The sequence below is a fragment of the Methylobacterium sp. J-090 genome (assembly GCF_022829345.1).
Taxonomy (GTDB): Bacteria; Pseudomonadota; Alphaproteobacteria; order Rhizobiales; family Beijerinckiaceae; genus Methylobacterium.
The window spans coordinates 149142-160160 of record NZ_JAKSXV010000096.1 but is presented as its reverse complement, the minus strand read 5'-3'; the positions used below and the strand labels follow the sequence as shown (position 1 = coordinate 160160).

General features: G+C 70.1%; 10 protein-coding genes. 7 read left to right on the top strand and 3 right to left on the bottom strand.

Going from position 1 to position 11019, the window contains the following annotated elements; all coding sequences use genetic code 11:
- The first annotated feature begins 28 nt into the window (after window positions 1–28).
- The 3 genes from MKK49_RS17670 to MKK49_RS17660 all read left to right on the top strand — a co-directional run bounded on the left by MKK49_RS17670 (window position 29) and on the right by MKK49_RS17660 (window position 2438).
- Entirely contained in the window at window positions 29–955 is a 927-nt protein-coding gene (locus tag MKK49_RS17670; protein WP_244030864.1) for a sulfite oxidase heme-binding subunit YedZ, read from the top strand.
- Window positions 956–1020: 65 nt separating this feature from the next.
- Entirely contained in the window at window positions 1021–1338 is a 318-nt protein-coding gene (locus MKK49_RS17665; protein ID WP_244030862.1) for a hypothetical protein, read from the top strand.
- 86 nt (window positions 1339–1424) lie between these two features.
- The gene (locus MKK49_RS17660; protein WP_244030857.1) at window positions 1425–2438 is read left to right on the top strand and encodes an adenosine kinase; all 1014 of its coding nucleotides are present in this window, start codon (window positions 1425–1427) and stop codon (window positions 2436–2438) included.
- Window positions 2439–2461: 23 nt separating this feature from the next.
- Here MKK49_RS17660 and MKK49_RS17655 read toward each other — a convergent pair whose 3' ends face one another.
- The 3 genes from MKK49_RS17655 to ubiG all read right to left on the bottom strand — a co-directional run bounded on the left by MKK49_RS17655 (window position 2462) and on the right by ubiG (window position 4872).
- The gene (locus MKK49_RS17655; RefSeq protein WP_244030856.1) at window positions 2462–3436 is read right to left on the bottom strand and encodes an NADPH:quinone oxidoreductase family protein; all 975 of its coding nucleotides are present in this window, start codon (window positions 3434–3436) and stop codon (window positions 2462–2464) included.
- Window positions 3437–3508: 72 nt separating this feature from the next.
- The gene (locus MKK49_RS17650) at window positions 3509–4081 is read right to left on the bottom strand and encodes a YbhB/YbcL family Raf kinase inhibitor-like protein (RefSeq protein WP_244030854.1); all 573 of its coding nucleotides are present in this window, start codon (window positions 4079–4081) and stop codon (window positions 3509–3511) included.
- A gap of 47 nt (window positions 4082–4128) precedes the next feature.
- Window positions 4129–4872: a bifunctional 2-polyprenyl-6-hydroxyphenol methylase/3-demethylubiquinol 3-O-methyltransferase UbiG gene (gene ubiG, locus MKK49_RS17645; protein ID WP_244030852.1), complete on the bottom strand. Its 744-nt coding sequence runs from the start codon at window positions 4870–4872 to the stop codon at window positions 4129–4131.
- Between the two features lie 201 nt (window positions 4873–5073).
- On the opposite strand from ubiG, the gene MKK49_RS17640 reads away from it, so the two are divergent.
- From MKK49_RS17640 to prmC, 4 genes are all read left to right on the top strand, one after another.
- Entirely contained in the window at window positions 5074–6309 is a 1236-nt protein-coding gene (locus tag MKK49_RS17640; protein WP_244030846.1) for an aspartate kinase, read from the top strand.
- 71 nt (window positions 6310–6380) lie between these two features.
- Window positions 6381–8645 (top strand): phosphoenolpyruvate--protein phosphotransferase, encoded by a 2265-nt coding sequence (ptsP, locus tag MKK49_RS17635; RefSeq protein WP_244030844.1) that lies wholly within the window; start codon window positions 6381–6383, stop codon window positions 8643–8645.
- A 67-nt stretch (window positions 8646–8712) separates the two neighbouring features.
- Window positions 8713–9798 (top strand): peptide chain release factor 1, encoded by a 1086-nt coding sequence (prfA, locus tag MKK49_RS17630; RefSeq protein ID WP_244030843.1) that lies wholly within the window; start codon window positions 8713–8715, stop codon window positions 9796–9798.
- Window positions 9799–9805: 7 nt separating this feature from the next.
- On the top strand, window positions 9806–10672 hold the full coding sequence (gene prmC / locus MKK49_RS17625; RefSeq protein WP_244030841.1) for a peptide chain release factor N(5)-glutamine methyltransferase: 867 nt from the start codon (window positions 9806–9808) through the stop codon (window positions 10670–10672).
- Window positions 10673–11019: the final 347 nt, after the last annotated feature.

The following is an 11019-nucleotide window of genomic DNA, read 5'->3' as shown; positions in this document are numbered from 1 at the left end:
TCGACCGATCGCCGCATTCGGACACACCATGCCTGCCCTGCCCGCTTTCTCCGCGCCCTGGCGCGACCGCGCCGGCCGCCTCTCCGGCCTCAAGCTCGGCGTCTTCCTGTTTGCCCTGGCACCGGGCCTCTGGCTCGCCGGCGCCTACGCGGCGGACGCGCTCGGCGCCAAGCCGATCACGGCGCTCCTGCACGGCACAGGCGAATGGGCCGTGCGCTTCCTCCTGTTGTCGCTCGCCGTCACGCCCCTGCGGCGGATCGCGAATTTTCCGAAGCTCATCCTGGTGCGGCGGATGCTGGGGCTGACGGTGCTGGCCTACGCGCTGATCCACCTCGGGCTCTACGTGGTCGATCAGAATTTCGTGCTGACGAAGGTCGTCTCCGAGATCGTTTCACGCATCTACCTCACCATCGGCTTCGTCGCGCTGATCGGTCTCGTGGTTCTCGGCGTGACCTCGACGGACGGGATGATCCGGCGCCTCGGCAAGGCGTGGCCGCGCCTGCACAAGGCGGTCTACACCATCGCGGTGCTCGGCTTGGTCCACTACTTCCTCCAGGCCAAGATCGACGTCTCCGACCCGGTGTTCTGGACCGGCGGCTTCCTGCTCCTCATGGGCTGGCGCGCCCTTCAGCGCTTCCGCTGGCCGACCAATCCCCTGACCCTCCTCGGCCTCGCCGTCGTTGTGGCCTTCGTCACCGCCGGGCTGGAAGCGGCATGGTACGGCGTCGCCAGCGGCATCCCGGCCGACCGTGTGCTTCAGGCCAACCTCGCCTTCCCCGACATGATCCGCCCGGCCTGGTGGGTGCTGGCCCTCGGGCTGACCCTGCCGCTCGTAAACGCCGCGCGCCTCGCCTGGGACCGGTACGGCACGGGCAAAGGTCGGAAGACGGGCGCGAAAGCAACTGCGCCCCACGCGGCGCAGGGCCGGCCCCGGGAGGCTGTCGCCGCCCGCTGAACGCGGCTTGCAGCGGCGCCCGGCCTCGCCCAAGAGGTTTTCGCGATGGCCTTTCGGAGGACGCGATGATCAAGACATTCCTGGCGACGGGCGCCGCCTGCCTCCTCGCCGTCGGCGCGGCCCGGGCCGAATGCCCCCGCGCCGAGGTTCCGCCCGCGACGGCGCGGCCGGTCAAGCCCGCTTCTCCCAACAAGCCGGCCTGCCTCGACGCCAAGGGCGGCTGTCCCGGCTGGGAGGCCTACACCTACAATGACGCCATCAAGGCCTACAACGCCCAGATCGCCGTCTATCGCCCCCTGGCCGAAGCCTACGTGAAAGGCCTGAACGCCTACGTGAAGGCCGCCTCCGATTATGCGCAATGCGAGGTGAAGGCGCTCCAGTAGTCCTCGGTCCTCACGTTGCTTGACCCTTACGGGAGAGGGTGCCACAGCCCGGCCGATCCCCTCCCCCAGCCAGACTGGACGGTTTGATGCCCGATTCCCTCGACCTCCTCGTCCTCGGCAACGCCATCGTCGACCTCATCGCCAGGGCCGACGAGGACTTCCTCGCCGCGCAGGGCGTGCCCAAGGGCGCGATGCAGCTCATCGACGAGGCGCGGGCCGAGGCCCTGTACGATGCCATGGGGCCGGCCACCGTCGTCTCGGGGGGCTCCGGCGCCAACACGGCCGTCGGCGCGGCGCTGCTCGGCGCCAAGACCGGCTTCATCGGCAAGGTCCGCGACGACGAGCTCGGCGGCCTCTACGCCCACGACCTCAAGGCCACGGGCGTGCGCTTCGCCGTCCCCGCCGCCACGGACGGTCCGGCGACGGCGCGCTGCTTCATCCTGGTGACGCCCGACGGCGAGCGCACCATGAACACGTATCTTGGCGCCTGCCAGAACCTATCCCCGGCCGATGTGGACGAGGCCACCGTGCGCAGCGCCCGCGTCACCTACCTCGAAGGCTACCTGTGGGACCCGCCGGCCGCCAAGGACGCGTTCCGCAAGGCGGTCCAGATCGCCCACGCCGCCGGCAACGCCGTGGCGCTGACCCTGTCGGACGCGTTCTGCGTCGGCCGCTATCGCGAGGAGTTCCTGGGCCTCATCCGCGACGGCAGCATCGACATCCTGTTCGCCAATATCGGCGAGCTGAAGAGCTTGTACGAGACCGAAGACGCCGAGGTCGCCCTGCGGGCGCTCCGTGACGAGCGCGATGCGCGCGGCAAGCACCTCCTCGGCCTCGTCACCCGCTCGGCCGACGGCGCCATGGTGGTGAAGGGCGGCGAGATCCGAAGCGTCGAAGCCTCCCCGGTCCACGAACTCGTGGACACCACGGGCGCGGGCGACCTGTTCGCCGCTGGCTTCCTCGCCGGCCACGCGCGCGGCCTCGACCACGCCACGAGCGCCCGCCTCGGAGCGCTGGCTGCGGCGGAGGTGATCCAGCACATCGGCGCCCGGCCCCAGCACGACCTCGTGGCGCTGGCCAAAGGCCTGGGCCTGCTCTGAGGCGGGCCCCGCGGGAAAGGCGCTCACGGCCGCAGGAGCACCTTCCCCACGGCCTCGCGCCGCTTGAGGATGCCGAGCGCCTCGGCATAGTCGGCGAGGGGATAGACCCCGTGGACCTTGGCGGTGAGGCGCCCTTCCGCGACCCAGGCCAGAAGCTGTCGCTGGTTCTCCGCGTGCGCCTCGGGCTCGCGCTCGACGAACACGCCCCAGTGCACGCCCTGGATGTCGATGCCCTTGAGGAGGGCGAGGTTGAGCGGGATGCGTGGGATGTCGCCGGCGGCAAACCCGATGACGAGGTAGCGCCCCTTCCAGCCGAGCGAGCGCAGGGCCGGTTCGGCGTAGTCGCCGCCGATGGGATCGTAGATCACGTCGACACCCCGTCCCTCGGTCAGGGCCCGCAGGGCCTCGCGCAGGTTGTCGGCGGCGTAATCCACCTCCAGCGTCGCCCCGTGGGCGCGGGCCACGGCGAGTTTTTCGGCTGATGAGGCGCAGGCGATGACGTGCGCGCCCATGACGGCGCCGAGTTCCACCGCCGCGATGCCGACACCGCCCGATGCGCCCAGCACCGCCAGGGTCTCGCCGGGCTGGAGATTGGCCCGGTCGCGCAGGGCGTGGAGGGACGTGCCGTACGTGATGGTCAGCCCGGCGGCCTGCTCGTCGGAAACCTCACCGGGGATCGGCGTGAGGTGTCGAGTCGAAACGGCGATGCGCTCTCGGCACGTCCCGAACTTCTGGTGGACGATGACGCGGTCACCCACCGCAAAACCCGTCACGTCCGGTCCGAGGTCTTCGATCACGCCGGAAGCCTCGCCGCCCGGCGAAAACGGCAGGTCCGGCTTCACCTGGTAGCGCCCGGCGATGATGAGGGTGTCGAAGAAGTTCAGGGCCGCCAGCGTGATGCGGACCACGGCCTCGCCAGGTCCCGCCACCGGATCGGCGATGTCCTCGAGGGAGAGGTCGTCGGGGCCGCCGAGGCGGGTGCACAGCAAGGCCTTCATCGAAACGCTCCGTCCCGGTTCTGGAGCGGCCATGCACCGGGTGCGCGGACCGGCGCAACTCCTAAAGACGATTCAGGTCCGGGCGTAGGTGCCGGTCAGGCGGCCCTTGGCGAGCACGTGCCCGCGCATCGCTTCGACCACGGCGCTGCGCCCCGGCGAAACGTCGAGGGCGAGCGGTGCGTCGAGGGCGTAGATCTGGAACAGATATTCGTGCGGCCCGTGACCGTTGGGCGGATCGGGCGGCAGCCACTGGTCTTGCAGGAAGCTGTTCTTGCCGAGATCCTGGGACTGGTGCGCCCCACCGGGGCTCGGCAGCGCCCCCTCGGCCAGGGGGCCGGCCTCCGGCATCAAGTTCCAGGCGATGAGGTGGACGAGGGGACGCGGGGTCGGGCTGCCCGCATCCTCGACGATGAGAACGACCCGGACGGTGCCGGGGGGCAGAGTGTCCCAGGCGAGCGGCGGCGAGGTCTTCTCGCCGTCCTCGGTGAATCGGGCGGGGATCGGCGCGCCCTCGGCGAAGGCCGGGCTTGTCAGCCGCACGGTCGCGGGCGTCTCGGCGAACTCGGCGTAATAGGTTGTGGCCTCAAGGCCGGCCTTGAGACCGGACAGGGCCTCGCCGACGGCGTGGGGAATCTTCTCGAGCATGGCGGCCTCCGGGTTCGCCCGGTCAACGGCGGGAGGCCGTCGCGGGTTCAGGCCCGGCGCGCCGCGATCATGTAATTCACCGCCGTGTCGCGGCTCGCCCGCCAGGAGCCGTCCAGCGGGTTGAACACCACCCCGGTCGTGTCGGTGACCGAGAGGCCGCCGGCTTCCACGGCGCCGATGAGTTCGTGGGGTTTCACGAACTTGTCCCAGTCGTGGGTGCCCTTCGGCAGCCAGCCGAGGACGTACTCGGCGCCGACGATGGCCAGGGCGTAGGAGCGCAGCGTCCGGTTGAGGGTGGCCGAGAACAGAAGGCCGCCGGGCTTCACCGCCCGGCAGGCGGTGGCGACGAAGGCCGGCATGTCGACCACGTGCTCCACCACCTCCATGGCGAGGACGATGTCGAACCGCTCATCCCCCGCGACGACGTCCTCGATGGTGCGTGCCCGGTAATCGACGCTGACCCCGGCGGCATCGGCGTGCGCCTGCGCGACCTTGACGTTGGTGGGCGCCGGATCGAGGCCGGTCACCCGGGCGCCGAGCCGCGCCAGGGGCTCGGACAGGACGCCGCCGCCGCAGCCGACATCGACGAGGGTGAGGCCGGCCAGCGGAAACGGCGCCTTCGGGTCTCGGCCGAAATGCCGGCAGGCGGCGTCGCGGATATAGGCCAGCCGCACGGGGTTGAAGCGGTGCAGCACCCGCATGGGGCCAGCCGGGTCCCACCACGTCGCCGCGATGGCCTCGAAGCGGGCGACCTCGTCGCGGTCGATGGAGGAAGAGGTGGGTCCGGTCATCGGGTCCGTCTGATTGGGCGCAAGAGGCGGGGGACAACAGTCCCGGGGATGGGTCACGGCCCAAAGGCCCCGATTGTTGACACGCTCGGGTTGCCCTTGTACCCGCCGAAGCCCTGTCCGGTACAGCCGCGGAGCGACGCGGGCGACCATCGGCCTGCCCGAACCACGGTCCCTTTCCCCGAGAATCAGCGCGGACGCTGCATGCCCCGTTTGGTGATGAAGTTCGGCGGCACGTCCGTCGCCACGGTCGAGCGCATCCGCAACGTGGCGGCCCACGTCGCCCGCGAGGTCGCGGCCGGCTACGAGGTCGCCGTGGTGGTCTCGGCCATGTCGGGCAAGACCAACGAGCTCGTCGCCTGGGTCAAGGACGCGAACGCGATCTACGACGAGGCCGAGTACGACGCCGTGGTGGCGTCGGGCGAACTCGTCACCGCCGGACTGCTGGCCATCGCGCTCCGCAAGGCCGGCATCGCCGCCCGCTCGTGGCAGGGCTGGCAGATCCCGATCCTCACCTCCGACGCCCACGGCTCGGCCCGTATCGAGGGCATCGACGGCGCACGCCTCGATGCCGGGTTCAAGCGCGGCGAGGTTGCGGTCATCGCCGGTTTCCAGGGCATGCACGAGGCAACGGGCCGGGTCACGACCCTCGGCCGGGGCGGCTCCGACACCAGCGCGGTGGCCATCGCGGCCGCCATCGGGGCAGAGCGCTGCGACATCTACACGGACGTTGACGGCGTCTACACCACCGACCCGCGGGTGGTGCAGAAGGCCAAGCGGATGGAGCGCGTGACCTTCGAGGAGATGCTGGAGATGGCCTCGCTGGGCGCCAAGGTGCTCCAGGTCCGCTCCGTCGAGCTCGCCATGGTGCACCGGGTGCCGACCACGGTGCGATCGAGCTTCGACCCGCCGGACAACGCACGCCCCGGAACCCTCATCTGCGACGAGGACGAGACCATGGAACAGCAGATCATCACCGGGATCGCCTTCTCGAAGGATGAGGCGCAGATCACCCTGCGCCAGGTCAAGGACAGCCCCGGCATCGCCGCAGCCATCTTCGGCCCCCTGGCGGACGCCAACATCAACGTCGACATGATCATCCAGACCGTGTCGGGCGATCAGTCCACGACGGACATGACCTTCACGGTCCCGTCGGCCGACTACGACCGTGCCAGAAAAATCCTCGATGCGCAGAGCGGGCTCATCGAGTTCGCCCAGATCGAGGGCGCCACGGACGTGGTCAAGGTGTCGGCCATCGGTGTGGGCATGCGCAGCCACGCGGGCGTCGCCGCCAAGGCGTTCCGGGCGCTCGCCGAGAAGGGCATCAACATTCGGGCGATCACCACGTCCGAGATCAAGTTCTCCGTGTTGATCGACTCCGCCTATACGGAGCTTGCCGTGCGCACGCTCCACTCGCTATACGGCCTCGACCAGGCCTGAACAGGCGCGCTCGCCACGCGCACGAATCTTGCGCGTGATGCCGCGTTAGCCGAAGCCGGATCGAGGAGACCATGCCCGCTGCGCCCGGAGGCCCGCGCCTGCTGCTGCGCCGCCTCCGCGAAGCGATGGCGGAGCCGGTCAGTCCACAGGCACGTCTCGACCGGATCGTTACTCTGATCGCGGCCAACGTCATCGCGGAGGTCTGCTCGGTCTATGTGCTGAGCGACGACAACACCCTTGAACTGTTCGCCACCGAAGGGCTGAACCGCGAGGCGGTTCACCTGACGCGGATGCGTTCGGACGAAGGTCTCGTGGGCCTCATCGCCAAGACCGCGGAGCCGCTCTCGCTCTCCGACGCCCAGTCGCATCCGTCGTTCTCCTATCGGCCGGAGACGGGCGAGGAGGCCTACCACGCGTTCCTCGGCGTGCCGCTGCTCCGCGCGGGCAACACCCTCGGCGTGCTCGTGGTCCAGAACAAGACCTACCGGGTCTATTCCGAGGAGGAGATCGAGGCGCTCCAGACCACCGCCATGGTGCTGGCCGAAATGATCGCGTCGGGCGAACTCCAGGCGCTCGCACCCGGCACCGGGCCCGTGGCGCGGCGCGCCGTGAGCCAGCGCGGCGTGGCGCTGGCCGACGGCATCGGCCTCGGGCACGTGGTGCTGCACGAGCCGCGCATCGTCGTGAAGCAGCTCATCGCCGAGAACGTCGATCGCGAGGTCGAGCGCCTCGAACTCGCCATCGGCGAGGTCCGCTCGGCCATCGACGATCTCGTGGAGCGCGGCGACAGCATCGGCACGGGCGAATCGCGCGAGGTCCTCGAGACCGTACGGATGTTCGCCCACGACAAGGGCTGGCTGCGCCGGATGCGCGAGGCCGTGATTTCGGGCCTGACGGCGGAGGCCGCCGTCGAGCGCGTCCAGTCGGACAACCGCGCCCGGATGATGCGCCAGAGCGACCCGTACCTCCGCGACCGCCTGCACGACCTCGACGACCTCGCCAACCGGCTCCTGCGTACCCTCATCGGCGCCGAGGGCAACGGCAGCCCGCGCGTGCTGCCCGAGAACGCGATCCTCGTCGCCCGCTCCATGGGGCCGGCGGCCTTGCTCGACTACGACCGGACGGCCCTGCGCGGGGTCGTGCTGGAGGAAGGCGGTCCCACCAGTCACATCGCCATCGTGGCCCGGGCGCTCGGTATTCCGGCGGTGGGCGAGATCGCCAACGCCACGGCGCTCTGCGACGCGGGCGACGCCATCATCGTCGACGGCGCCACGGGCGAGATCCAGGTCCGACCCGGCCCGGAGATCGAGGCGGCCTACGGCGAAATGGTGCGTGTGCGCGCCAAGCGGCAGGAGCAGTACCGCGCCCTGCGCGACCTTCCCGCGGTGACCCGCGACGGGGTCGCCATCGGCCTGCAGCTCAATGCCGGACTTCTCATCGACCTCACCCATCTCGCCGAGACGGGGGCCGACGGCATCGGGCTGTTCCGGACCGAGCTGCAGTTCATGGTCGCCCAGCGCATGCCGTCGGCGGCCGAGCAGCAGACGTTGTACGAGGCGGTGTTCGCCGCCACCGGCGACCTGCCGGTGACGATCCGCACCCTCGACATCGGTGGCGACAAGATCCTGCCGTACATGCCGGCGCTGGAGGAAGAGAACCCGGCACTCGGCTGGCGGGCGATCCGCATCGGTCTCGACCGGCCGGCGCTGCTGCGGGTGCAGCTGCGTGCGCTCCTACGAGCCGCAGGCGGGCGGCCCCTCAAGATCATGTTCCCCATGGTGGCGACGGTGGACGAGTTCACCCGCGCCAAGGCCATCGTCGAGCGCGAGAAGGCGCATCTGCGCCGCCACGGGCACCCGCTGCCGAGCGATTGCCGTCTCGGCGTGATGGTCGAGGTGCCCTCGCTCCTGTTCCAGATCGACGAGATCGCGCGGGCCGCCGACTTCCTGTCGGTGGGCTCCAACGACCTGATGCAGTTCCTCTTCGCCGTGGACCGCGAAAATCGCCGGGTCGCCGGCCGCTTCGACACCCTGAGCGTGCCGGCCCTGCGCGCCTTCCGGCTCATCGCCGAACGCGCGGCCGCGGCCGGCTGCCCGGCCACCGTCTGCGGCGAGATCGGCGGTAAGCCCCTGGAGGCCATGGCTCTCATCGGACTCGGCTTCCGGCACCTGTCCATGTCGCCGGCCGCCATCGGCCCGGTGAAGGCCATGGTGCTGGGGCTCGACGTCGCCGCGATCGCCGCCGTCATCGATGCCGAGATGGCTCGCGCCGGAGACGGTGCCACCCTGCGGCCGGCGCTGAGCGCCTTCGCCAAGGCGCACGGCGTTCCTATCTAGCGGGCCTGCACCCGCTGGAACGACCAAGACGCCAACCCGAATCACTGCTGAGAGTACCCCACGGGCGATGACCCCCATTCCCTCCGACCGTCTCGACGCCATCCTGACGCGCCACGACATCGTCACTGCGACCCTCAGCGCTGGCTCGGCCGATTCCGAGACCTTCGTTCAGCTGTCCCGCGAATTGTCGGAGCTGGAGGGCGTCGTCGCGGCGATCCACGCCTACCGGGCCGCCGCCTCCAACCTCGCCGACATCCAGGCGCTCATGGACGAGCCGGGCAGCGATTCCGAGATGCGGGCGCTCGCCGCCGACGAGAAGCCCGAGGCGGAAGCCGGATTGGAGGCGGCGCACCGAGCCCTGCAGCTCATTCTGCTGCCGAAGGACTCGGCCGACGAGAAATCCGCCATCCTCGAAATCCGCGCGGGCACCGGCGGCGACGAGGCGGCCCTGTTCGCCGGCGACCTGTTCCGGATGTACGGCCGCTACGCCGACGCCAAGGGCTGGAAGGTCGAGGTGATCTCCGAGAGCGAGGGCACCGTGGGTGGCTACCGCGAGGTCATCGCCGAAGTGAAGGGCAAGGGCGTGTTCGCCCGCCTCAAGTTCGAGAGCGGCGCCCACCGGGTGCAGCGCGTGCCCGACACGGAGACGCAAGGCCGGATCCACACCTCCGCCGCCACCGTGGCGGTGCTGCCGGAGGCCGAGGAAGTCGATATCGTCATCAACGATGCCGACCTGAAGATCGACACCATGCGGTCCCAGGGCGCCGGCGGCCAGCACGTCAACAAGACGGAATCGGCCATCCGCATCACCCACTTGCCGTCCGGTATCGTGATCTTCGTCCAGGAGGAGCGCTCGCAGCACAAGAACCGCGCGCGGGCGATGTCGCTGCTCCGGTCGAAGCTCTACGATGCCGAGCGTACGGCGAAGGATGCCGTGCGCGCCGCCGACCGCAAGTCTCAGGTCGGCTCGGGCGACCGCTCCGAACGCATCCGCACCTACAACTTCCCGCAGGCGCGGGTGACCGACCACCGCATCAACCTCACCCTCTACAAGCTCGAGGAGGTGTTGGCAGGCGTGGCCCTCGACGAGTTGATCGACGCCCTCGTGACCGAGCATCAGGCCGAACTCCTGGCGGCCGAGGGGATGGCCTGAGCCGGCGATGGCGCTCATCGCTGCCACGCCCCGCGCGGAAGCCCTGCGGCACGTCACCCGGTGCCTCGCGGAAGGCGGAATCGGTGACAACGACGCGCGTTTCCTCGTCCTCGACATCCTCCGCCTCACGGGTACGGAACTCATCCTGGGTGGCTCCGAACCCATCGGCCCCTCCGGCGCGGCCAGCCTTTCCGAGGCTCTCAACCGACGCCTCGCCGGTGAGCCCGTGGCGCGAATCGTCGGCGCCTGGGAGTTCTGGGGTCTGTCCTTCGGGCTGGCTCCCGACACCCTGGTGCCCCGCGCCGACACGGAGACGCTGGTGGAGGCGGCGCTCGCCCGCCATCCCGACCGATCCAGTCCCTTGCGCATCCTCGACCTCGGCACCGGCTCGGGCTGCATCCTCGTGGCTCTCCTGTCCGAGCGGCCCCGCGCCTACGGCATCGGCCTCGACCGTTCGGCGGGGGCCCTGGTCCAGGCGCGCAGGAATGCCAAGGCCAACGGGGTCGGCGATCGGGCCGCCTTCGTCCGCGCCGACTGGAGCGCGGGCCTCACGGGCGCGTTCGATCTCATCGTTTCCAACCCGCCCTACATCCCCGCTGCCATCATCGCGACGCTCGCCGACGAGGTCCGGCTCCACGATCCGGCGGCGGCGCTGGACGGCGGTGCCGACGGCCTCGACGCCTACCGGCGCATCCTGGCCGAGGTGGCGGAGGGGCCGGTGCGGCTGGCAGCCGGTGGAAGCCTCGTGTTCGAGGTCGGCCACGACCAGGCGGCCGCCGTGCGCGCTCTGGGCCGTGAGGTCGGCCTCGCGGAGGGCGGCACCACCCACGATCTCGCCGGGCACGCCCGCGTGGTCGCCTTCATAGAGGCCTGATCACGACTCCTTGCGCAGAATCGGGGTGAACAACCGGGGGTGGCGCGAAAAAATGCTTGTTGCCGCCCCTACGACCGGCTAGGCTCTCAGTCAGATCGAAAAAACGATCCGTCGGGACGGGTCGTGGTAGGAATGGTGCCGACTTCCGGTCCGCGACGTTCCTCGTCGATCTCCCCGCGATCAAGCTGGCGTGCAACGAAACGACGCGCTGGAGCTTGGTCACTTCGAGCCTGAAAACCGAAGAGCGCCTGAACGCGAGCGCGAGCCTCGGTGGACCGGGACAGACGGCAAGCACGGCGTATTCCGATTCCGATCGCGGACCTGACTCACTGGACCACGCGGCACCC